Genomic DNA, 23,165 nt, shown 5'->3' with positions numbered 1-23,165 from the left:
AATTATTGGTTATTCTAATTCCCTTACATTTGAGGGGGCCCTTCCATGTCTTCCATTTCTGATTCAGGGACAATGGGAGCGCCGTCGCGAAGTTCCATAATGCCAGAGGTAATAATGGTTTCTCCGGGTTCTACCCCAGAAATAACTTGGTACTTATTCCCTTGAATATCCCCTAATTCCACAGGTCTTTGTCTGGCAACCATTTCCCCGTCTTCTTCGTCGGCAGTAAAGACAAATGTTTGTCCTCCCAGACGAGAAATAGCAGTAGTGGGAACAAGAGTGCCGGTGCGCTCTTCCCAAATGATTCTGGCTCTAACCACTTGGTCATCTCTTAATCGCCCTTCTGGATTCGGAAACGAGGCTTTTGCTAGCACTGATTGAGCACCGCTATCCACTTGGGGGGAAATGAAGCTGATTTGTCCTGTTGGTAAGGATTCATCTGTGTCAGACCCTTGAATTTGAACCGGTAAGCCTTGTTGGAGTCGTTGGGCTTGTTCGGTGGGAATGCGAAGATTAAGCTCTAGAACCTCATTTTTACTGATACTGGTTATTTCATCTCCACTTTGTAATACGTCACCAACTTTAACATTGACATTTCCAACGCTACCTGCAATTGGAGCGACAATTCGCCTATCTTCTAAGTCTTCTTGGATGACTTCAACTTGTGATTCAGCACGATTTAGAGCCGATCGCGCTTCTTCTAGTTGAGATTCAGCAGATTCAACTTGTCTTTGTCTGGTTTCTAGTTGGGAGAGGGCAGCATCGCGATCGCGCTTGGCTTGATCTAACTGTTGTTGCGATTGCGCTCCTTGTTCGACTAAAAATTCTGTGCGCTGATATTCTTCATTTTGAAGTTCTACTTCTGATTCAGCTTCTCTAACTTGAGCGCGACGGGATTCTAATTCTGATTCGGCAGTGCGTAGGGAGGATTGAGCACCTTCCACATCGGATTGGGCGCTTCTAAGTTCCGCTTCACTTCTTTCAGGACGGAGTTGCACTAGGGGGGTTCCTGCTTCTACTTCATCTCCTGATTCCACTAAGACTTCTCTAACTCGTCCTTGCGCTTCAGGACGAACTACGACTCGTTCTTGGGCCTCTAGTCCGCCGACAAATTGGGAACTGTCAATGAGGGTTTCTGGTTGTAATTCTTCTAAGGTAACAGGAGTGGGTTGAGAGCCTGGTTGCCCTTGTTGCGCTGATGCTGGGGGATCAGAACGGGAAATTAAAAACTGACGACCTCCCCAAATTCCTCCTCCTAAAACCGCAAGAATCCCAAGCGCGATCGCGCCTTTACGCCACACTCCTGATTTTTCTTTTTCTTTTGGAGATTGTGGTTGCTCTGATAATTGGATTTCTGTGTTTTGATGCTCTGGGGGAGTTGAATTTTCTGGATTTTGATTGGGATCGGAAGGTGGAGAATGAGACATAGTCAGCAACTTAGAATTAATGATGCTATTGTTACTTTTCTAAACCCCCTCTGGCTTCTTTCTGAAGACAGAAGGAGGTTATGATGGTTTTTAATACTGTTAAAACAAAATTAAACTTTTAGTCTATTGAGTAGTATAACAGACTGATATATCTATGTTAGAACTAGCAACCCTCGGATTGCTACAAAAAGAACCTTTGCACGGTTATAAACTAAAGCAACAGTTAGAACAATTTATTAGTGGCTGTATTAGTGTTAATTACGGGGCAATTTATCCCTTGCTGAAGCGGTTAGAACAAAAGGGATATTTAGATCTCTCCATTACCGAAGGAGAAGCTGGGGGGAATAAGAAAATTTATGCCATTACCGAAGCAGGGAGAGAGCGTTTTCAGGAAAAGATGCAGGAATCCCCGAAAGAAAGCTGGGTCAATGCGCGATCGCGCTTTATGATTAAGTTCATCTTTTTTAGCCATATCTCCCCCCAAAAGCGAATTAAGCTAATGGAGGAGCGTTTAGCCGTTTGCAAAGCTCGCCTAAAAGAACACAAGGGCGAACCCCAGCCAGATGATTATTATTTAGCGACTGCTTGCAACCGCTACTTAGCCGTCATTGAAGACGAAATCAACTGGCTAACTCAGCAATTGAATAATGAGAGGTCAGTGTTTACCAGTGCAACAACTTCTCTCCGATAAAAGGAGTCGCAACTACAAGGACTTTTACCGCTAAGGGAGCAAACCACAGCCCTGATAGAACACACATAATAGCAACGAATCCCGCTGCAATCCTTAACATTTCTTCTTTCGTGTTCAGATAAAAGTAAACAGCAATGAGTGCAATTATGATTGTAAAGATTAAGGGTATCATCTTTAATTTTAAGAGTGTTTTCTCCTTTCTTCTGGAAACAATACTCTAACGTAGTGAGCTTTTAACTTTAGATAATAACGTCAGTTTTTTGTTAAGTCTGTTACAAATTATAACATTGCAGCGGGTCTGTCACTAAAATTGGGACAAGTTTGACTTGATCCTCTCGCATCCACCACACAGAAATACTTGCCACGTTTCCAGGTGAGAGTCTTCTCGTCGCATTTACATTAAAAAATCCCCCTAACGGGGGATGCAATGACTTTTTAGAGCAGAGAATTTAGTAAGTTTCTACGTGCCAACGTCCTGCTTTCTTCATACTTTTTTGGAATTCAGACCAGTCTTTGCCATGTTTTTCGGCTTCGGCGGAGAGGGCTTCATCAATGCCATCTTCCATGCCTTTCAAACCACAAATATAGGTGTGAGTATTTTCGTGTTGAATTAAGTCCCAAATTTCGGAAACTTGTTCAGCGACACGGTTTTGAATGTACATTTTCTTACCGTCGGCGGTTTTTTGTTCCCGACTGAGGGCATAAGTGAGACGGAAGTTATCAGGAAATTCTTTTTGCATTTCCTCTAATTCTTCCTGATAGAGAATATTTGCGGTATAAGGAACGCCAAAAATTAGCCATGCAAACCCATTAAACTTATAGTCGTCATGCTTTTCCTTAAACATGCGACGTAAGTAAGCCCGATAAGGTGCAATTCCTGTTCCCGTTGCCATCATAATAATAGTGGCGTTGGGGTCTTCAGGAAGTAACATTTCTTTCCCTACTGGGCCGGTAATGGTAACATCTGCGCCTTCCTCTAAGTTACAGAGATAGCTAGAACAAACGCCATAAATGGTTTCGTTGGTTTCAGGATGTTGATAGACTAACTCGCGAACGCAGAGAGAAACGGTGTTATCATCCCCATAATCCCCATGACGGGTAGAAGCAATGGAATATAAGCGCAATTTATGGGGCTTACCTTTGTCATCTTTGCCGGGGGGAATAATGCCAATACTTTGACCTTCTAGATATCGTAATTCGCTGTCAGAAACATCAAAGGTGAGATGACGAACGCGACCAATTCCTCCTTCTTTAACCAGTTCTCGGTTTTCCACACATTTACCGATTAAGGGATTTTTCGGTTTATAGGTGTTAACAGGAACGTCTGATTTCTTCTTGGATTTGGTATCACTCATGGCTGTTTTTGATTTAGATGCGGTTTTTGTCCCAGCCTGTTCTGAGTGATTATTGCTACCGTTGAGGGGTTTGATACTTTTTATTTTCCCACCCATGCGGGTAATGCGTTGCATTTCCTGGTTCATGCGGTTATAGGGAACCGTGATATAAACGCTGCCACTTTTACGAATGGGGGATTCTGATTGATCAGTGACTTCGTTTTGTTTTAAGCCTTCCACTTCATAGATAAAGAAGCGGTTTGCATATTCTGCATTTCTAATTGTATTGGCTGACGGGGTGGGACCGTACATGATTTTCTCTCTCCCAATTTCTTTTCTAACTTATCTTACAAAAATTATCCAAATGATGGATCTTTTTTTAATTGTTAAGTCTTAGGAGCGGAGAAATTTGATTTCTCTCACTCGCTAATAATAATTTTAATTAATTATTAAAGGTGTTTTTCCAATTCTTGACGATAATCGTCGTAGGTTTTTGCGCCAACTACAGTTTCTAAAGCTTCTCCTCCCTTGAAGAACATTACTGCAGGAATGCTTTTGATAGAAAAACGTTTAGCAATAGGTTTGTGATTATCTAAGTCTAGCTTATAGATTTGAGCGCGATCGCTGTATTCTTCATTTAATTGGTCAATTAAGGGGGAAACTAATTTACAAGGACCACACCAAGTGGCGGTAAAGTCCACCACCGTGATTGAGTCGCTGTTTATGATTTCATCAAATTCTGCTTCGGTTTGAATGTAAGATGTTTCTGCCATTGAATCAGTAATAATAGGCTTTTCCTCTCCACCGTACCAGAAAAGCGTCCTCGCGCTATGTGATCACTGAATCTTGTCTTTTTTGCCTTCTTGGTGTAAAAGTAATCTCAGTGACGGGTGTGGTAGTGAAACATTGTGAAAAGAAGAAAACAAAAACGTTGGTTAGTTCTGCTTTTACTTTTGTTTTTTGCAGGTTGGGGAAGCTACAAGCAATTAAGAAGCTGGCTGGTTCAACCTGAGACGGTATTGGTGTTAGGAGGGGCAGAAGAACGGGAACACTATGCCGCGAAACTAGCTAAACAGGAACCTGATGTTAATGTGGTCGTGTCTTCGGGAAGTCCAGAGTGGTATGCTAAGAAAATTTTTGAGCAAGAGGGAATTGAGCGCGATCGCGTTTATTTAGATTATCGCGCCCAAGATACAGTGACTAATTTCACTACTTTAGTGGATGACTTAAAAGCCCAAGAGATTGATAGTGTCTATTTGGTGACATCGGAAAACCACATGACTCGCGCCCGCGTGATTGGGGAAATTGTTTTTGGCAGTCGAGGAATTACCCTGAAGCCAATAGCTGTTCCTACGGAGTTTCCTGATGAATCTTGGCAGAAATCAGTGCGAGATGGAGCGCGATCGCTGTTATGGTTAACAACAGGACGCACAGGGTCAAGTTTTAGGGATCATTTGCCTCGGAGGTTTCACTCGTCGGAAGTTCCTGAATTAGAACATAGGGCTGAACAATTAGGGCATTAAAAGTTTTATCGGGTTGGACATTCCACAACGATAATTGATCCGCAGAGGGCTTCTGTAACTGTTGCTGTTGAATCCACTGTTGCACTGAGTCTGTCTCATCTTGCGCGATCGCGCTTCCCACTTCAACTAAGTCTAAACTGGGGGAAACAATAATTAAAGCATCTCGTTGGGCATGGGGTTTTAAAAATTCCCAATTAGCTGGTTCTAGGCTTTCGGCAAGTGCCGTTTTAATATCTCTAGTCATTGGTTATTAGTCATTGGTCATTGGTCATTAGTCATTAGTCATTAGTCATTGGTTATTAGTCATTAGTCATTAGTCATTGGTTATTAGTCATTAGTCATTAGTCATTGGTCATTGGTCATTAGTTACTGGTTTACAAAGAACGAAGGTGTTTCTGAGCCTTTCGAAGGACAAAGGACAAAGGACAAACTAACCCTAATTCTCCATTGTCAATTGTCTATTATTTCTTGTCAATTCTGGATCAGCTTCAAGGTAGTCTAAAAAGGTACGAGCGACCACAGAGGGTTGTTTTCCCACAGGATAGATGGCGTACCAGTTGCGGTAAATGGGTAGATCTTCCACGTCTAAAATAGCAAATAACCCCGTATCTTTTTCGAGAGTGAGGGTATGTTGAGATAACACCGAGACCCCTAACCCACCTAAAATCGCTTGCTTAATCGCTTCATTACTTCCCAATTCCATTCGCACGTTTAATTCTGATTCGTGTTTATAAAATAACTCTTCTAACGCCTGACGAGTTCCTGATCCAGGTTCGCGCATAATAAAGGCTTCTTCAGCAAAGCGAGTAAAAGGAATCTGACTCTCTGACGCTAAAGGGTGATCGGCGGGTGCAATGGGAACAAGGGGATTTTCTAAAATGCGATGGGCGTTGACATCCATGGTTGAGGGAAGTTGACTTAGAATATAAACATCATCTTGATTTTCATTGAGATACTGCAAAATGCGCTCATGATTCGTAAAACGCATCGACAGTTCTACCCCTGGATACTTTTGGCAAAAGGGGCCAATAATACGCGGTAAAAAGTATTTAGTGGTAGAGACAGCACTTAAGCGCAACTGTCCCTGTTTTAATCCCTTCATATCCGCGATCGCGCTTTCAAATTCCCCCAATTCGCTAAATATACGCTGACAACTCCCGTATAAAATCTCCCCTGCTTCCGTTAAATATAACCGTTTTCCAATTTGTTCAAATAGAGGAAGCCCTACTGCTTTGGTGAGTTGCTTCATCTGCATAGACACCGTAGGCTGGGTTAAAAATAACTCTTCTGCTGCTTTAGTAAAACTGAGATGTTTGGCGGCAACCACAAAGACGCGCAGTTGGTGAAGCGTTGCGTTTTTCATTATAGATTAATAACTATGATTTATATCTTCAACATCAATTTTACATTATAGGTCATTAGTTGTTATGATACTGTCTTGGAAACAATTTCCATAACAACAAAAATTAATGAACCTCTCAAATACGATTTGGCTAATTCCCTTGTATCCCCTGTTAGGGATGGGATTAAGTATTTTATGGTCTCCGGGGATGATTAGTCGCACTGGCCCTAGGCCATCAGGGTATATCAACACATTAATGACTTTTTTCGCCTTATTACATAGTTTACTTACTTTTTTGACCTTTTCGGCGCAATCATCTCAATACTTTAGCGTAACTTGGCTCAATGCAGCGAGTCTTCACATTGACTTTGAATGGTCAGTTTCCCAAACGAAACTCATTGCTTTAATGGTCGTTACTGGCTTAAATCTATTTGCCCAAATCTATGCCATGGGCTACTTAGAAAATGATTGGGGATGGGCGCGGTTCTATTCCTTACTTGCCTTTTTTGAAGCGGGAATTTGTACCCTTATCCTCACCAATTCTCTCTTCTTTGGCTATGTCATGTTAGAGATTCTCACCTTGGGAACTTATCTCATCATTGGCTATTGGTTTAACCAGACTTTAGTGATTACAGGGGCAAGAGATGCCTTTCTCACCAAACGGGTTGGGGACTTATTTCTCTTAATGGGGGTTGTTGCCCTTTATCCTCTAGCTGGAACTTGGAATTATCAAGAACTGGCTGCTTGGGCGCAAACTGCCGATTTAAATCCCACAACAGCCACTCTCCTTAGTTTGGCACTAATTGCTGGCCCAGTGGGGAAATGCGCTCAATTCCCTCTCCATTTGTGGCTAGATGAAGCTATGGAGGGGCCCCTTCCAGCAACGATTTTACGGAACGCTGTGGTGGTATGTACAGGCGCTTGGGTTCTGATTTCACTGCAGCCCATTATTGCGATTTCGCCAATTGGGTTAACCGTTACCATTGCCATTGGCACCATTACCGCTATTGGGGCAAGTTTGATTGCTATTGCCCAAACCGATATTAAACGAATTTTATCCTATGCCGTGAGCGCTTATTTAGGGTTAGTGTTTATTGCCGTTGGCATGGGAGAAACGGACACTGCTTTAGGATTACTTCTCACTTATTCCTTAGCCATGGCAGTTTTAGTGATGGCTGTCGGGAATATTATCCTGAGTAACATTACTCAAAATGTCACCATGTTCGGAGGATTATGGTCGCGTCGTCCCATTACTGGTTTATCCTACTTAGCAGGCGTGGTCGCGTTAATTGCTGTTCCACCACTAGGGGAGTTTTGGTCGTTATTTAATCTCCTTGATACGTTATGGGCAACTCAACCTTGGTTAGCAGGGGTCGTTTTAGCGGTCAATGGTTTAACTGCCTTTAGTCTGTTGCGATTATTCTGCCTTGTTTTTCTCGGAGAAACCAAAGCCATGACCGTGCGTTCTCAAGAACAATTATGGTTAATGGTTTTACCCACGACAATTAGTGCTGGTTTTGTATTACACTTACCTCTTTTTCTAACGAATTGGGAATTATTTCCTGAACTAGAAGCTGTTTTTTCCTTGCCTAGTTTAGGGTTAATTTCATCTAGCTTTTTAGGAATTATTAGTGCTGTTTTACTCTATGGTAAGGGTCAACCCCAGTTGAAACTTATTCCCCAAAGTATTAAAAACTTCTTTGCCTACGATTGCTATACGCTAAAGGCTTATCAAGTCACTGTTGTTTTTACTGTTAACATTATCTCCAGATTAATTGCTTGGTTTGACCAGTATATTGTCGATGGCTTGGTTAATTTAATTGGGTTAACAACGGTTTTGAGTGGTCAAGGTTTGAAATACAATAATTCTGGAGTTGCTCAATCCTATTTCCTTTCGATTATTGCAGGAGTCATGTTATTTGGCTTTGTCGTTTGTTTTCCATTTTTAGTTTAAGATTACTCTCTAATTGTTCTACTATTTACCATTATTAAAAAATGCTTACTGTTTTACTGGTTTTGCCAATTCTAGGAGTTTTATTCCTTGGAATTTTACCAAAGACGATTAGTTCCAATCGTTTACGTCAAATTAGCTTAGTTATCAGCATTGCCTCTTTTGCTTGGACAATGTATTTATTCTCTCAGTTTGATTTGAATGTTGGGGGATTTCAATTTAATGATTTTTTCCCTTGGCTTGAACCCATTGGCTTAAATTATCATCTGAGTGTCGATGGAATTTCCTTGCCGTTAGTTGCTTTAAATAGCTTTCTTAGCGCGATCGCGATTTATAGCACTTCTCTAAAAATTGAACGTCCTCGTCTTTATTACATCCTGATTTTACTGGTGAATTTTGGCGTAGCTGGGGCGTTAATGGCGCAAAATCTCCTGTTCTTTTTCCTCTTTTACGAAGTGGAGTTAATTCCCTTTTATCTTCTCATTAATATTTGGGGAGGTGAAAAACGAGGCTATGCAGCGACAAAATTTATTCTCTATACGGCGGTTTCAGGGTTACTGATTTTAATTGGATTTCTAGGGCTTGCCTTTCTCAATGGCAGTGGTAATTTTGAATATGAAGCGATTACCACAGCAGGACTTTCTCTGCAAACGCAATTAATTTTATTAACGATTCTTTTAGTCGGGTTTGCCATGAAAACCCCATTAGTTCCTCTTCATACTTGGCAACCTGATGCTTATGTAGAAGCCTCGCCCCCTGTTGCGATTTTATTAGGGGGAATCCTTGCCAAATTAGGGACTTATGGCATTATTCGCTTTTGCTTACAGTTGTTTCCTGAAACCTGGAATTTAACTGCGCCTGGACTTGCCATTATTGGAGTTGTCAGTGTGGTTTATGGGGCGTTAAGTGCCATTGCCCAACTCGATATTAAACGGATGGTGGCTTATAGTTCTATTGGTCACATGGGCTATATTTTAGTGGCAGCCGCTGCCGCCAATTCTTTAAGTGTTTTAGGGGCAGTTGCCCAAATGATTAGTCATGGTTTAATTCTTGCTTTGTTATTCCAATTAATTGGAACCGTAGAAGCCAAAGTAGGAACGCGCGATCGCGATATTCTCAGTGGTTTAATGAACCCCATTCGTGGTTTACCTTTAACCAGTGGTTTACTTATCGCAGCCGGAATGGCAAGTGCAGGAATCCCTGGATTAGTAGGATTTATTGCTGAATATATTGTCTTCCAAGGCAGTTTTTCTCGCTTCCCTCTCGCCACCATTTTGTGCATTATTGCTTCTGGGTTAACTGCTGTTTATTTTGTCATTCTTCTCAACCGAACTTGTTTTGGCAAGCTAGATAATTCTCTTGCTTACTATCCTAAAGTTTTGTGGTCAGAACGACTCCCTGCTTTAATTTTAACCCTGATTATTTTTGCCTTTGGCATTCAACCCAACTGGTTAGTGAATTGGATTGAACCCACAACTAATCAGGTCGTTTCTGTTACCAGTTACCAAATTAGCAATAACTATGAAAACGCAAACTAAACTTCCCCCTTCCCAACACGAATTTGCCGATATTATTCACCGCCTAGAAGCAGGAGGCGCAATGCTTCCTGATACAGAAGAAAACTTAATGCAAATTATTGGGATTTATAAGGCTTATGCGATTCCCATGGATTTCTACTGGCGGAATTTACTTTATATTGCAGAACGAGTCTTTTTAAACCCCATTCCAGCTTTTAAATACTTTCTTCCTCAAGAATATTTAGATCGGGAAAATCACTATGCTGGGGATAATGCTGACTTAAGAATTTGGCGCGGACAAGGAACAGCCCATCCCGAACTTTTAGAATTTATGGAGAAGGGAGAAACGAAAAAGATTCCTCGTCTCTTGCATCATCTCTGGCATGATCGCATTAACATGGAATTTGCTGAAATTTGCATGAGATCTATGTTTTGGCATGGTCGAGACATGGGTCATGGTAAGTTTGATGCTTATCTCGACAGTGAAGAATATCGGGCTAATGCCGATCGCGCGATTAAGGCTTACTTTAAAAATAATCCTGTCATGCTGGGACTATATAAACTGTTCCCAGAAATGTTCTTAGAAAAGGTGCGAGAACTTTCTTACTATGCCAATTTAGGACTATTTTGGGAAGTCATGGCACCAGTATTTTTAGAAATGTCGGATCAGTATGACGAAGGGAAGATTACCTCTGTTCCCGAAGCCATGGATTTCTTAGTTAATGGCATTTTCGCGATCGCAGGTCGTCCTATTTATCATCATGTTCACATTGACGGGGAAACTTATGAAATTATCCCCAAAAGTAAAGGATTCACATGGTTATATGAAGCCGCTTTACCTTATGTCGAGGCAATTTTCTATCGCACTTCTCCATTTCGGGGGACAAAATCTTATAATGCCCAAGCCCATGAAGTTCCCAAGGAACAAAAAGATTTCCATTATGGGATTCTCTATGCTGATGTTTTCCCAGTAGGAACAGCTGGTATTCCCCCAACCCTGTTAATGCAGGATCTGTTGCATTTCCTTCCTTCCTACCTAGACAACTATTATCACCAGTATTGTCGGGGAGATGACGATAAATTAATTCAATTAGGGATTACTTTCCAACGTTCTATGTATTGTGTCACCTCAGCAGTAATTCAGGCTTTACGCCAAGCCTTACTTTATCCCCTTGATGATCCTAACCCGAAGCATCTGCAAGCAAATCGAGAGTTTTTTGAATCGCAACTCGATCGCTTTAAGCGTCCAGAAGCACGATTAAGGGATATTCAGTCTCAAGGGTATCGTTAGTTGAGTTTCTTTTAGCAGCAGTCCTCTCAGATGATATTCTGGGAGGGCTATAGCAATATGATCTCATTCAACTACCATCAAGATAGCTAGGTAGCTGAATCTTGCTTCATTACAATTTCATCCTTAGACTCGTTATAATTCTTAACAGACACAAAACTCATTGATAACTAAAGGCTATATCAGATGAATTTTTGGGGTTACTCACCCGATGAAGTTCTAGATCAGCGCGATCCAAAACTCCTGCAATCCTTGTTACCGATTTGGCAATTTCTCTATGACTGGTATTTTCGGGTTGAAACTGAGGGTTGGCATCATATTCCTCAGCAAGGAAGTTTTCTACTGGTAAGTTCCCATAACGGTGGGTTAGCATCCCCTGATCTTTCTATGTTTTTCTTCGACTGGGTGCGTCGTTTTGGTGCCGAGCGACCAGTTTATGGTTTAATGCAACAAGAAGCCTTTACCTCTGCTAGAATGCTGCGTTCTGTGGCAAGAGCGGGGGCGGTTCCTGCAACTGTTAGGATGGCAACCGCTGCTTTTAAGCGAGAATCACCTGTTCTCGTTTATCCGGGAGGAGCTGAGGATCTGTTCCGTCCCTACAGTAGGCGAAATGAAATTGAGTTAGCAGGACGTAAGGGATTTATTAAACTGGCTTTAAGGGAAAATGTGCCGATTATTCCCCTTGTTTCCGTGGGTGCCCATGAAACGTTAGTGGTTTTAACTGATTGTAAAGAGTTAATGTCTTTTTTACGTCAATTTGATCTTGTGGATGCCAGTACACCTCTAACTCAAATTTTCCCGATTTATTTGGGCTTACCTTGGGGCATTGGAATTGGTTTTGCTCCTAATCTTCCTTTACCCGCTAAAATCTATACCAAAGTTTGTTCTCCCATTCGTTTTGAGCGTTCTGGTCGAGAAGCAGCGCGCGATCGCGCTTATGTTGATGCTTGTTATCAGCAAGTCTATCAAGCAATGCAGACTTCTCTCGATGATTTAGTGGCTCGATCGCAACAACGAAACTTTTTTTAACCCATTAATAAAACATGATCAATGACGTGAATAATGCCATTGTCTGCCTCAATATCGGAGTTAATTACTTTGGCATTTTTTACCTCAAATTCATCAGAATAATGGAAGTTTAGGGGTGATCCTTCCACAGAATTTAGGTTTTCTAATGAGGCTAAATCTGCTTGCTTATAAGCCCCCGATACCACATGATAGGTTAAAATTCTTGCTAATTGCGGGGGATTTTGTACAAGGGTTTGAATCGTGCCAGGCGGAAGTTTGGCAAAAGCCTCATCAGTTGGGGCAAAAACGGTAAATGGGCCTCCACTGGCTAAAGTATCAACTAGGTCAGCAACCTTGACTGCTTCCACTAAGGTTTTAAAGGAATCATTATTGACAGCGACATCAACAATAGTTGCCATAATTAATTCAATTTTATAATGCTTTGCATATTTATTTTATCAATTTATGAAGCAATCAATTCATCATTTTCTGAATAGAAACCATTGAAAAAATTATCAGTTGAAAAAATGATCGCGATTCTAAGCAAATGTTGAAAAATCAGACTGAGGAGGAACATCTTGTAAACGTCCATTTCCCACTGCTTGCACCGCCTCAGTTAGACTAATTTTGTTCGCATAAAGAGAACGCCCTAAAATGGCCCCTGTTACGCCTTGGGGTTCGAGGGCAAGTAAACTCAGCAGATCAGTGATAGAACTAATGCCCCCTGACGCAATTACAGGGATACTAAGAGATTTTGCGAGATCGCGCAGGGCTTCTAAATTGGGGCCAGTTAAAGTGCCATCCCGATAAATATCAGTATAAATAATTGCAGCTGCGCCTTGGTTTGCCATTTGTTGGGCTAGGTCTTTTGCTAAAATTTCGGAGGTTTCTAACCAGCCTCGGGTGGCAACTTTGCCATTGCGGGCATCAATGCCAATGGTAATTTGTTGGGGAAATTCTTGACACAGGGATTGAACTAATTGGGGTTGTTCTACAGCAATCGTTCCAACAATCGCATTACTTACCCCTAAATTAAACAGTTCCGCAATACTAGCGCGATCGCGCAATCCTCCTCCTACCTGCACAGGAATCGAAACCGTTTCTACAATTTCAGCAATGGTGCTTTGATTCATGGGTTTCCCTGCTTTTGCCCCATCTAAATCCACTAAATGGAGACGAGTTGCCCCTTGACTTTCCCATTTTTGCGCCATCTCCACAGCGCGATCGCTGAATACTTCGGCTTGATTATAATCGCCCTGATACAGCCGAACACATTTCCCGTCTAATAAATCAATAGCAGGAATAATATCCATATAACTACCCTTACCAAATTAAGTTACGATGATCATACCGTGGTACTCTATTGTAAGCGTTAATTGCTTGGTTTATGGCTTCTAACTATAGTTTTGATATCGTCAGCGACTTTGACCATCAGGAGATGGTTAATGCCGTCGATCAAGCCCGACGAGAAATTGAAAATCGTTACGACCTTAAAGACTCTCAAACCAGTCTTGAACTTACAGAGGATACTCTAACCGTCGAAACAGACAGCGAATTTACCCTAGAAACCATCCACGATATTCTTCGTAACAAAGTCGCCAAACGCAAACTTTCCCAAAAAATTTTTGAATATGGCAAAGTGGAAAAATCCAGTGGTAATCGAGTGCGTCAAGTGATCACCCTCAAGCGAGGAATTGATAAAGAGTTAGCTAAAAAGATTACGAAAAAAATTAAAGACGAGTTTAAAAAAGTCCAACCCTCAATTCAGGGGGATAGTGTTCGAGTCTCTAGTAAATCCAAAGATGACCTGCAAGCTGTCATGCAAGCCCTAAAAGAAGAGAATTATCCTGTTCCCTTACAAATGACAAACTATCGCTAAATGTTATCCTCACTGCGATACAATCAACGAGGAAGCATTTATAACCATTTGATCATGGGTGAATCAAAACGACGCAAAGAAAATTTAGGGGATAAATACGGTCAGGATAAAAAGATCTTTCCTTGGTTAGGGATAACTAAAAAAGATGCAGATCGCTTTGTTCGCTGGACTACTCGTGGTGCTTGGATTGGCATCGCCTTCTTGGCTCTATTTTGGGCAACGATACGGGTAATTGGTCCTGCATTTGGCTGGTGGGAATTAAATTAAACCAGTTTTAACTTGATGAACTATCCCAATTTGAAAAATTTATGTTAAATTAACTGCCTTGTAGCCACTGGTTAAGCAGTTCAACTCGAAGTTAAATTACAGCGGAAGCCAATAATTATGCTATCTTTTCGTTATGTGTGTGGTGTGAGTGTGGGGACATTATTTGCTCTGGGTTTGGGAGAAATCGCGATCGCCGAAAATTTAATTTCTCCAACTTCTGCAACGGATAACACGTCCTTCCTCAAGAATATTGAAAACTCTAGAGAACTAATTTTGTCCCAGTCTCCTGAAGCATTAGAAGACCTCCCTTTAGAAGAAAGAGAAACAGATGATATCCCGCTAGAAGACACAGAAGACCTTGATCCAGATGTGGATACCTTTGAAGAAGTAGAGCCATTAGAACCAGTAGAAGAAACAGAACCCCTAGATCCTAGTTCTAATCCCTTACAACTTCCCACCCAAGAAGAGGAAGTCAGTGTTGATGACGTTGTCCCCATTACCCTTGAACAAGCCCTTGAGTTAGCCCGTCGCAATAATCAAGATTTTCAAGAAGCTCGCCTCAATGTTCGTCAAGCCCGAGAACAGTTAAATGAAGCTCAAGCAGCACAACTTCCTTCTTTAAGTTTAGATAGTCAATTACAGCGTAGCAGTTCTCCTGGAGGTAATAATAATCAACCTGATGATCCGTTAGATCCTGATTTTCCAGACGCTACAGAAGCGACGACTCTACTCCGAACGGGACTGCAACTCAATTACAATGTTTATACAGGAGGACAACGCCCCGCGCAAATTCGGGTTGCAGAATCGCAGTTACGAACTCAACAGTTAGCTCTTGAACAAGTAGAAGAACAGTTACGATTTAATGTCACTGATGCTTATTATGCGGTTCAGCAGACAGACTCGCAAGTTGCTATTACAGAAGCATCAGTAGCTGATGCCGAGCAAAGTTTACGAGATGCTCAATTACTGGAAGAAGCAGGATTGGGGACTCGCTTTGATGTGCTACAAGCAGAAGTACAATTAGCTAACGAAGAGCAAGAACTAACTCGTGCGAGATCTCAACAACGAATTAGCAGACGAGAATTAGGCCAAGTTTTAGGTGTAGGGCAACAAGTAGAAGTAACGGCAGCGACTCCTCCTGAACAGGCTGGCGATTGGGATTTATCTTTAGAAGATAGCATTCTATTAGCCTATCAAAATCGAGCCGAGTTAGAACAACATTTAGAGGAAAGAAAGATTGGAGAAGAAAGTCAAACTATTGCACTATCTGACACCAGACCTCAAATTAGTTTATTTACCAGTTATGAAGTTACTAGTGATTTCGACGATTCCCCGACAGATACTTTGCAAATGGGGGCGCAGTTAAATTGGACACTGTATGATGGGGGAAGTGCCAGAGCAAGAGCCAGACAAGCAGAAGAAGATGTCGCGATCGCGGAAAATCGGTTTCAACAAACCCGAAACGAAATTCGCACGGAAGTGGAACAAGCCTTTTTTAATTTAGAGTCAAATGAGCAAAATATCCAAACCGCAGAGCTAGCCGTGGAACAGGCGGAAGAGAGCCTGCGTTTAGCCCGTTTACGCTTCCAAGCAGGAGTAGGAACACAAACAGATGTGATTAATGCTCAAAGTGAATTGAGTCGGGCTAGAGGGAATCTTTTAACCGCTATCATTGATTATAATCGCTCCTTAGCTGGATTGGAGAGAGCAGTTAGTAATCTTCCTGATAGCCGAGTCTTTGATACGCCCTAGCCATGACAGAGTCTGATCTATAGCCTGAATTTATTACATTTTCTTAATACAATAGAAGAGAAGAGGTTAAAGATAAAGTTATAAATGGCTAATATTAAATTCATCCAAGAAGATAAAGAAGTAGTTGCCGCTGATGGGGCAAACCTTCGAGAAAAAGCTCTAGAAAATAAAATTGATATTTACACCTTCAAGGGCAAAATGCTCAATTGCGGTGGCTATGGTCAATGTGGAACTTGCATTGTAGAAGTTCTAGAAGGGATGGAAAATTTATCAGAACGTACTGCTGCCGAAGAGAAAAAACTGAAAAAAAAGCCTGATAGCTATCGTTTATCTTGTCAAACGATTGTTAATGGTGGGAATGTTACTATTGGAACAAAACCACAAGCTCGTTAAGAGTTGTTGTCAGTTCCCCAATAGGTGATATCCTGAAAATGTCCTTTGAGATGATGTGATAAAAAACTAATAACGATGGAAGTTAATCAACTTGGATTCGTTGCCAGCATTTTGTTTGTGCTGGTTCCGACAGTGTTTCTACTCATTCTCTATCTCCAAACTCGGAGTAGCGAAGATACCTAAACTGTTTCAAGAAAAAACAATTAGTCAGAGATGTTGTGGATAATTCTCCCCTCATCTCTGATTTTTTTTGGGCTGATTACTACTACTTAGAAACTCCACTAGCCACGTTTTGAGATAATAAGTAGCTCGACAGTCGTCCTCATTATAATTAATGATCGGATCTAGGAAAGCGCGATCGCGCGTTTTTAGCCATTGATCATACCAGCAAACACATTGTTCCCCACTTACCCCTTCTTCTCGCCATTGAAAGCCTAACCATTGGGCGATTTTCTTCAAAGAATAATTTTCCGTGGGGAGAACTAAAAACTTAGTCACAATGTCATGAAGATCCACCAGTCTTTTGAGAATTAACTGTTCTTCTTTTTTCGGTGTTTGATACAGAGACGATAACCGTCTAATTGTCTCCACTTCATACTTAGAATAATGGAAAATAGGCGCATCAGGATCGCGATTTACTAACTCTAAAAATTGTTGCCAAATTTCCTTCTCTTCTTCTGGAGATTCCGCAACTAAGGGATAAAAAGTTTCTGTTCCTTGCTCATAATCAATAATTAAAGCCCCTAATAAGTAATCTAAATTACGTTCTGGCTCGGCTTCAATATCAAAATAGATTTCTCTAGAAGCGGTGGGAATTTTCTTCAAAATTGAGTGAGTAGAAACCGAGTTTAATATTGGTTTTTCTCCTAACGTTGCCCTAGCCTGTTGATTAAGATTAACCGCAATTTCATGACCAAATTGTTTTTTTAACCAAGATAAATCAGCTTTTACTAAATCTTCTAAGCTAGTAATTCCAGCATTTTTTAAGGTGTCATAACGACTTTGAGTAACCCCTGGCAATAACGAAAGATGTTCCGTATTTTGTGCCACTTGATAACAAAAACTTTGCCAATGACAGAGATTACATCGTTGTCTAGAAATAAAAACCTCTGGCTCTTGACGAGAGACTAACATCGCTAAAACGCCTGCTAAAACTTCTTCCATACGAGATAGCCAAGTCCACATATTAACTTGATATTTTTGGTTAAATCTAACAATTAAATGCGGATTCGTTAATTCACTTCCTTGGATCAAAGCTAAAAGTTTTGCTTGAAAAGCCGCTACTAATTTATATTCAGGCTTGGGACGACGACCCAATTTAATACTAACTGCTCTATATTGCCAATCTCCAAAAATAGAATAGCCTGGCTCTTTAATTAATAACGTTGGATTAGCTAAAAAAGTAATAGTATTTTTAATAAAAAATGGAATATTCCAACCGCTTAAACCAGTTTGCCAAAGTACCCCGTATAAAATCTGATCAACCCCTTTCTCCATCAGTTCCAGAGTTTCTTTTCCCCTTGCTTCCCAATCTGTTATCGGTGCTTCGGGTTCAGAATAAGATTGGTTGGCAACTACTTCTAATACTTGTTTATGATTTTCTTCTCGTAACTTTAATAAAAATTCTCGTTGCATATCCCGTTCATCAGGATCACCATAAAAATCTAAGAAGGGGCGACGATTACAACGTTTATATTCTAGAAGAATGATATCACTAATTAACATTGATAAATACTTGGGGATTTAAGTCTTTTTTGATTTTAGTCTAAGATCAAGAAATGATTAGGGAGTGAGTTATCTTATATGATTACAGGGAAAACTAAGTTACTGGGAGTTATCGGCGATCCAATTGAGCATTCGTTATCTCCTGTGATGCACAATGCCGCTTTAAACCATTTGGGCTTAGATTACGTTTATGTGCCTTTCCCCGTGAAAAAAGGGGATTTAGAAAGAGCGTTAGCTGGGTTTGATGCGATTGATTTGGTGGGGTTTAATGCAACAATTCCACACAAGCAGGATTTGATCCCTTTAGTGGATCACATTACCCCAGAAGCGCAACAGGTGGGGGCGATTAATACAGTATGGCGTACTGACAAAGGTTGGGAAGCGACAAATACGGATGTTGATGGTTTTATTGCCCCTTTAAAGTCTCTTGATCGCAATTGGTTTAATATCACCCCTGTTATTTTAGGAAATGGGGGCGCAGCTAGAGCAGTGGTTGCAGGATGCGCTAAGCTAGGATGCCAAGAAATTGCTATTGTCGGGCGTAATCGCGAGAAATTAGAACAGTTTAAGCAAAGTTGGGAGAATACTGGGTTAACCGCACAAATTAAATTTTATTTCTGGGAAGATTTGTCGTCATTAGTTCCGAAAACTCAGTTATTGGTTAATACGACTCCTGTGGGGATGTCGCCCAAACAAGAAGCCTCACCTGTAGAAGAAACGGTGTTAGAAAAATTGCCTGAAAGCGCGATCGCGTATGATTTAATTTATAACCCACGCCCCACTCGTTTTTTACAATTAGCTAAAAACAAAGGAGGGGCGATGACTTTTGATGGGCTAGAAATGCTAATTCAACAAGGGGCAACAGCCCTTGAAATTTGGTTACAACAGCCGATTCCTGTTGAGGTAATGAGGAACGCTGTGTTTAATCACTAATTTGCATACCTTGTTTTGGTGTACATTGCTACATTTTTATGTAATTTGTAAAAAAAGTTTGCAAAAGTTTACTATCATTGTTAAACTAAACTTAGTAAACCAACTTGTCCCATTACCTGAACTGAGTTAAACAGCAGCGTCAGGCGGTCTTGGTGCAACTTAGGTTTTCTCCTCCCAACGCAGCAAGCTAGACAAACCAGCCTCCTTGGCTGGTCTTTTTTTATTTATGACAGAACCTAAGTTGTATTCCTTCTAGAAATTTTAGTAAGAGGGTAGGATAGAGGTATTGGGGTTCAATAAAAAGAAATCATGAGTGATAATCAACAACGAATTCTAGGCTACTTTATTGAAGAGGCAAAAGAGCATCTAGGAACTTTAGAACAAGGGTTACTAAACCTTAGTGAAGCTAGCGGTGATTCGGAACAGATTGATGAGTTATTTCGAGCTGCTCACTCAATTAAGGGGGGCGGTGCCATGCTAGGGTATGGGAGTATTCAAAAAACAGCTCACCGTCTTGAAGATGCCTTTAAGGTGTTTCGAGATGGCACGGTTAATGTTGATGAAAAGTTGGAATCTCTCTTTCTTAATGCCTTTGATATTTTAAAGGATTTAATTTCCCGTCTTGAATCTGCCCAAGGGTTAAGCGAAGAACAAGGAAAAGAACTGGTTAAAAGTGCAGAACCACAATTTATTGAATTACAACAACATCTAGATCAATGTGCTGATATTAAAGCAGTTATTGCAGATTTGGGAGAGGTGGAGAAAGGTGCTACTCAACCAGAAGAAGTAGAGGGAGAAGCAGAAGCTGTTACAGAAAGCCCCTTAGAGCAAATGCGTCCTCTGTTGCGAGAAATGTTAAAAGTATTTCAAGCAGAGGATACTCCACAGAGTCGTCAAAATTTAATACAGATCTGCGATCGCGCTCAAAAAGTAACTTCTGAAGAAGAAAATTGGCATAACTTGTTAAATACCGCTAAAAGCGCGATCGCGAATCCGAAACATTCTTACACCACCCTTGCTCCCGTTATCATTCAAGAACTTAAGCAAGCCAGTGATTGTTTAGAATTAGGAGAGCCTGATAATATTCAAATCACATCTACTCTCAACAATCTTGCACAAAGTCCTACTCCGCAAGTTTTAATCCCTGCTGAACCCGAAGCGGCCGCTGAATTACTCAAACGCATTTTTAATCAACAACAGCTATCAGAATTAAAAGAAAAAATAGGCGTTTAAAACTCATCCCAAAAACCTTGGCTCATTAACCCTTGTCTTATGATATCATGGTGGGTTGGTAATGAATGGCTCTTCAATTTCGGAGGAATCAGGAATTTATTATGTTTCCCTTTTTCAAATCCCTGTTAAACCTCATTGAACCTTTGCTTGTGCCTGTGTGCTTTGTAATCGCTTGGGGATTTATTATTGCTTTAGGTTTAACTTTGTTCAATACTATTTATTATGTCATTAAACGAAGTCAAAGCATGCATAAAGTCCCTTGTCCTAATTGCCAATTTTTTACCAACGATTACCGTCTTAAATGTACAATTAAGCCACTAGTTGCCAACACTGAAGAAGCAATTAATTGTCAAGATTACTGTCCTAGATAACTAAACAAAATAAACTATGTTAGTGAGAAAGTTGCAAGAATGTGAAGAATTTACTGCTGGAGATGGCACCATCCTAAGGGAACTATTACATCCTGATAAGCAACCTCTAGCCCTGCGTTATAGTCTTGCTCATGCCATTGTTCCTGTCGGTCAAACTTCCATTCCCCATTCCCTTACTACCTCAGAAGTTTATTATATTATTCAAGGGAAAGGAGAAATGCACATTGATAACGAAACAGAAATTATTGAACCAGGAGATGCCGTTTATATTCCTCCTAATGCTCGTCAATATGTTCATAATTGTGGAAACGAACCGTTAGTTTTTGTTTGCATGGTCGATCCTGCTTGGCGAGAAGAGGATGAAACAATTTATCAGGAATAATTTATAATAACGAATTAATAATTAGTTATTGGTTGTTTGTTTTAATAACCGATAACCAATGACCAATGACCAATGACTAATGACTAATGACTCATACAAATGTCTTTTTCCAAAATTTTAATTGCTAATCGTGGGGAAATTGCCCTGCGAATTTTACACAGTTGTGAAGAACTTGGGATTCCTACCGTTGCGGTACATTCCACGATTGATCGGAATGCGCTTCATGTGCAACTTGCTGATGAAAGTGTTTGCATTGGCGAACCCCCTGCAAGTAAAAGTTATCTCAATATTCCCAATCTGATAGCAGCTGCTCTGACTCGTAATGCTACAGCTATTCATCCTGGGTATGGCTTTTTAGCGGAGAATGCCCGTTTTGCTGAAATTTGCGCTGATCATAAAATTCACTTTATTGGGCCAACGCCAGAGGCGATTCGCTCCATGGGAGACAAATCAACCGCAAAAGAGACAATGCAAAAAGCAGGAGTTCCAGTTGTTCCGGGGAGTGATGGCTTACTCGCTGATGATCAAGCTGCCTATCGCGTAGCACGAAATATTGGCTATCCTGTAATGTTAAAAGCAACTGCAGGAGGCGGCGGGCGAGGAATGCGTCTGGTGCATAGTGAGAGAGAACTGAGTAAACTTTTTCAAGCAGCAAAAGGAGAATCAGAAGCTGCGTTTGGTAATAGTGGCGTTTATTTGGAAAAATTTATTGAGCGTCCTCGTCATATTGAGTTTCAAATCCTCGCTGATAGTTATGGTAATGTGATTCATTTAGGGGAAAGAGATTGTTCCATCCAACGTCGTCATCAGAAACTCCTAGAAGAGTCGCCAAGTCCTGCTTTAGATCCTCACTTGCGACAAAAAATGGGAAAAGCTGCCATTAAAGCAGCCCAGTCTATCAATTATGTTGGTGCAGGGACGGTGGAATTTCTTTTAGATGCTCATGGTGATTTTTACTTTATGGAAATGAACACACGCATCCAAGTAGAACATCCGGTTACAGAGATGGTAACAGGATTAGATTTAATTGCCGAGCAAATTCGTATTGCCCAAGGAGAACCCTTGAGTCTGCGACAAAAAGATGTAGATATCAGAGGGCACGCCATTGAATGTCGGATTAATGCGGAAGATCCAGCACACGAGTTTCGTCCTCAACCCGGTCGCATCAGTGGTTATCTCCCACCAGGAGGACCTGGGGTAAGAATGGACTCTCATGTTTATACAGACTATGAAATTCCCCCTTATTATGATTCCCTTATTGGAAAGTTAATTGTTTGGGCACCCACCCGAGAAGCGGCAATTAAGCGTATGAAACGAGCATTAAGAGAATGTGCTGTGACAGGGGTAACGACGACTATTAGTTTTCATCAGAAGATTCTAGAAACCCCTGCTTTTTTAGAGGGAGATGTTTATACCAATTTTGTAGAACAGCACTTGCTCCCAAAATGATGGCAGATGTGAGTAAGCATTTGTCCTTTTCTGTAAAATTTTGTGATCATTATCCGTAGGAACAGGGTAATCTGAGCTTTCGGTTTTACTTGATCAAAAATTTCTGTACGGCATACAATTCTCCTTTTTCATCATCATAAGCAAGCCCGTAACCAAAATAAGTGAAGTTCGATTGAAGAAGGTTCTCGCGATGCCCAGGGCTATCCATCCACCCCTGTTGGAATTTATTTAGCAGATCTTCATTAACTTCTACTCGGAAGTTTCCTTTTTGTTGCACTAGGTTCTCTCCCACTCCTCTCATTCCACTGATGTGTTCCACACGATCTTTAGGGGTTTGCCCTTCTGGAGTAACATGATCATAAAAATCCCTTGCTAGTAATTCTTCGGCGTAGTCTTGGGCAGCTTGCGATAATTCGGGATGCTCTTTAAGGGTAGAAAGCCCATGATTAGCGCGATCGCGATTTGCTAAATGTAATGCTTTTTCCCGAATTTCTGTTAAAGACAAAGAGGCTTCTCTTTCACGAGGGATGGGCTCAATATTTTCCCAGTTGATCTCATCATCAGATTCTTGATGATTGCGAACAGTAATGAAGATAGTTAACACTAACAGAACAGGAAAAATTAACTGTAATAAATTCCCTTTTTTCTTTTTAGCGCGATTACGCTGTCTTCTCATGTTCAATACTATCTATCTCCATTT

The 23,165-nt window shown here is 40.9% G+C and carries 24 protein-coding genes; 15 read left to right on the top strand and 9 right to left on the bottom strand.

Going from position 1 to position 23,165, the window contains the following annotated elements; all coding sequences use genetic code 11:
• Positions 1-23: 23 nt before the first annotated feature.
• The gene (locus FRE64_RS10240; RefSeq protein ID WP_146295983.1) at positions 24-1,427 is read right to left on the bottom strand and encodes an efflux RND transporter periplasmic adaptor subunit; all 1,404 of its coding nucleotides are present in this window, start codon (positions 1,425-1,427) and stop codon (positions 24-26) included.
• 154 nt (positions 1,428-1,581) lie between these two features.
• Here FRE64_RS10240 and FRE64_RS10235 point away from each other — a divergent pair, with 154 nt between their 5' ends.
• A complete protein-coding gene (locus tag FRE64_RS10235) occupies positions 1,582-2,118 on the top strand; it encodes a PadR family transcriptional regulator (protein ID WP_146295982.1) in 537 nt (178 codons plus the stop codon).
• A 449-nt stretch (positions 2,119-2,567) separates the two neighbouring features.
• Here FRE64_RS10235 and petH read toward each other — a convergent pair whose 3' ends face one another.
• Together petH and trxA are read right to left on the bottom strand one after the other, a co-directional pair.
• On the bottom strand, positions 2,568-3,764 hold the full coding sequence (gene petH / locus FRE64_RS10225; protein WP_146295980.1) for a ferredoxin--NADP reductase: 1,197 nt from the start codon (positions 3,762-3,764) through the stop codon (positions 2,568-2,570).
• A gap of 137 nt (positions 3,765-3,901) precedes the next feature.
• A complete protein-coding gene (trxA, locus tag FRE64_RS10220; RefSeq protein WP_146295979.1) occupies positions 3,902-4,225 on the bottom strand; it encodes a thioredoxin in 324 nt (107 codons plus the stop codon).
• A gap of 135 nt (positions 4,226-4,360) precedes the next feature.
• Between trxA and FRE64_RS10215 the strand changes: the two genes are divergently transcribed.
• Positions 4,361-4,975 (top strand): YdcF family protein, encoded by a 615-nt coding sequence (locus FRE64_RS10215; RefSeq protein ID WP_222597807.1) that lies wholly within the window; start codon positions 4,361-4,363, stop codon positions 4,973-4,975.
• On the opposite strand, the gene FRE64_RS10210 is transcribed toward FRE64_RS10215, so the two are convergent.
• Both FRE64_RS10210 and FRE64_RS10205 read right to left on the bottom strand, forming a co-directional pair.
• The gene (locus FRE64_RS10210; protein WP_146295977.1) at positions 4,896-5,219 is read right to left on the bottom strand and encodes a DUF2288 domain-containing protein; all 324 of its coding nucleotides are present in this window, start codon (positions 5,217-5,219) and stop codon (positions 4,896-4,898) included. The two genes, FRE64_RS10215 and FRE64_RS10210, sit on opposite strands and share 80 nt — an antisense overlap.
• 192 nt (positions 5,220-5,411) lie before the next feature.
• Complete coding sequence (locus FRE64_RS10205; RefSeq protein ID WP_146295976.1) at positions 5,412-6,338, bottom strand: LysR family transcriptional regulator; 927 nt, start codon at positions 6,336-6,338, stop codon at positions 5,412-5,414.
• Between the two features lie 106 nt (positions 6,339-6,444).
• On the opposite strand from FRE64_RS10205, the gene FRE64_RS10200 reads away from it, so the two are divergent.
• From FRE64_RS10200 to FRE64_RS10185, 4 genes are all read left to right on the top strand, one after another.
• Complete coding sequence (locus tag FRE64_RS10200; RefSeq protein WP_146295975.1) at positions 6,445-8,271, top strand: NAD(P)H-quinone oxidoreductase subunit F; 1,827 nt, start codon at positions 6,445-6,447, stop codon at positions 8,269-8,271.
• Positions 8,272-8,312: 41 nt separating this feature from the next.
• A complete protein-coding gene (locus FRE64_RS10195) occupies positions 8,313-9,806 on the top strand; it encodes an NADH-quinone oxidoreductase subunit M (protein WP_146295974.1) in 1,494 nt (497 codons plus the stop codon).
• The gene (locus FRE64_RS10190) at positions 9,790-11,076 is read left to right on the top strand and encodes a CO2 hydration protein (protein ID WP_146295973.1); all 1,287 of its coding nucleotides are present in this window, start codon (positions 9,790-9,792) and stop codon (positions 11,074-11,076) included. The genes FRE64_RS10195 and FRE64_RS10190 overlap by 17 nt, the downstream gene beginning before the upstream one ends.
• A gap of 183 nt (positions 11,077-11,259) precedes the next feature.
• Positions 11,260-12,102, top strand: coding sequence for a 1-acyl-sn-glycerol-3-phosphate acyltransferase (locus FRE64_RS10185; protein ID WP_146295972.1), 843 nt, complete (start codon positions 11,260-11,262; stop codon positions 12,100-12,102).
• On the opposite strand, the gene FRE64_RS10180 is transcribed toward FRE64_RS10185, so the two are convergent.
• Both FRE64_RS10180 and hisA read right to left on the bottom strand, forming a co-directional pair.
• Positions 12,099-12,500, bottom strand: a complete 402-nt coding sequence (locus FRE64_RS10180; RefSeq protein WP_146295971.1) for a fasciclin domain-containing protein — start codon at positions 12,498-12,500, stop codon at positions 12,099-12,101. The two genes, FRE64_RS10185 and FRE64_RS10180, sit on opposite strands and share 4 nt — an antisense overlap.
• Positions 12,501-12,620: 120 nt before the next feature.
• Positions 12,621-13,394: a 1-(5-phosphoribosyl)-5-[(5-phosphoribosylamino)methylideneamino]imidazole-4-carboxamide isomerase gene (hisA, locus tag FRE64_RS10175; protein WP_146295970.1), complete on the bottom strand. Its 774-nt coding sequence runs from the start codon at positions 13,392-13,394 to the stop codon at positions 12,621-12,623.
• Positions 13,395-13,468: 74 nt separating this feature from the next.
• On the opposite strand from hisA, the gene FRE64_RS10170 reads away from it, so the two are divergent.
• The 5 genes from FRE64_RS10170 (at position 13,469) to psbM (ending at position 16,555) form a co-directional block, all read left to right on the top strand.
• Positions 13,469-13,960 carry a YajQ family cyclic di-GMP-binding protein gene (locus tag FRE64_RS10170; RefSeq protein WP_146295969.1) on the top strand — a complete coding sequence of 164 codons (492 nt, stop codon included), beginning with the start codon at positions 13,469-13,471 and terminating at the stop codon, positions 13,958-13,960.
• A gap of 54 nt (positions 13,961-14,014) precedes the next feature.
• Positions 14,015-14,227, top strand: coding sequence for a DUF2839 domain-containing protein (locus FRE64_RS10165; RefSeq protein ID WP_146295968.1), 213 nt, complete (start codon positions 14,015-14,017; stop codon positions 14,225-14,227).
• 117 nt (positions 14,228-14,344) lie between these two features.
• Positions 14,345-15,979 (top strand): TolC family protein, encoded by a 1,635-nt coding sequence (locus FRE64_RS10160; protein ID WP_146295967.1) that lies wholly within the window; start codon positions 14,345-14,347, stop codon positions 15,977-15,979.
• 84 nt (positions 15,980-16,063) lie between these two features.
• Entirely contained in the window at positions 16,064-16,372 is a 309-nt protein-coding gene (locus FRE64_RS10155; RefSeq protein ID WP_146295966.1) for a 2Fe-2S iron-sulfur cluster-binding protein, read from the top strand.
• Positions 16,373-16,447: 75 nt separating this feature from the next.
• Positions 16,448-16,555 (top strand): photosystem II reaction center protein PsbM, encoded by a 108-nt coding sequence (psbM, locus tag FRE64_RS10150; RefSeq protein WP_146295965.1) that lies wholly within the window; start codon positions 16,448-16,450, stop codon positions 16,553-16,555.
• Positions 16,556-16,606: 51 nt separating this feature from the next.
• Here psbM and FRE64_RS10145 read toward each other — a convergent pair whose 3' ends face one another.
• On the bottom strand, positions 16,607-18,097 hold the full coding sequence (locus tag FRE64_RS10145) for a TM0106 family RecB-like putative nuclease (RefSeq protein ID WP_146295964.1): 1,491 nt from the start codon (positions 18,095-18,097) through the stop codon (positions 16,607-16,609).
• A 78-nt stretch (positions 18,098-18,175) separates the two neighbouring features.
• On the opposite strand from FRE64_RS10145, the gene FRE64_RS10140 reads away from it, so the two are divergent.
• The 4 genes from FRE64_RS10140 to accC all read left to right on the top strand — a co-directional run bounded on the left by FRE64_RS10140 (position 18,176) and on the right by accC (position 22,465).
• Positions 18,176-19,030, top strand: a complete 855-nt coding sequence (locus FRE64_RS10140; RefSeq protein ID WP_146295963.1) for a shikimate dehydrogenase — start codon at positions 18,176-18,178, stop codon at positions 19,028-19,030.
• Positions 19,031-19,339: 309 nt separating this feature from the next.
• Positions 19,340-20,263 carry an Hpt domain-containing protein gene (locus FRE64_RS10135; protein WP_146295962.1) on the top strand — a complete coding sequence of 308 codons (924 nt, stop codon included), beginning with the start codon at positions 19,340-19,342 and terminating at the stop codon, positions 20,261-20,263.
• A gap of 387 nt (positions 20,264-20,650) precedes the next feature.
• Positions 20,651-21,016, top strand: coding sequence for a cupin domain-containing protein (locus FRE64_RS10125; protein WP_146295961.1), 366 nt, complete (start codon positions 20,651-20,653; stop codon positions 21,014-21,016).
• Between the two features lie 99 nt (positions 21,017-21,115).
• Positions 21,116-22,465, top strand: a complete 1,350-nt coding sequence (accC, locus tag FRE64_RS10120) for an acetyl-CoA carboxylase biotin carboxylase subunit (RefSeq protein WP_146295960.1) — start codon at positions 21,116-21,118, stop codon at positions 22,463-22,465.
• Between the two features lie 85 nt (positions 22,466-22,550).
• On the opposite strand, the gene FRE64_RS10115 is transcribed toward accC, so the two are convergent.
• Complete coding sequence (locus tag FRE64_RS10115) at positions 22,551-23,141, bottom strand: CAP domain-containing protein (protein ID WP_146295959.1); 591 nt, start codon at positions 23,139-23,141, stop codon at positions 22,551-22,553.
• Positions 23,142-23,165: the final 24 nt, after the last annotated feature.

This window comes from Euhalothece natronophila Z-M001 (genome assembly GCF_007904085.1).
GTDB classification, from domain to species: Bacteria; Cyanobacteriota; Cyanobacteriia; order Cyanobacteriales; family Rubidibacteraceae; genus Halothece; species Halothece natronophila.
The sequence above is the reverse complement of the archived record's forward strand: the minus strand, read 5'-3'. Positions and strand labels throughout refer to the sequence as shown.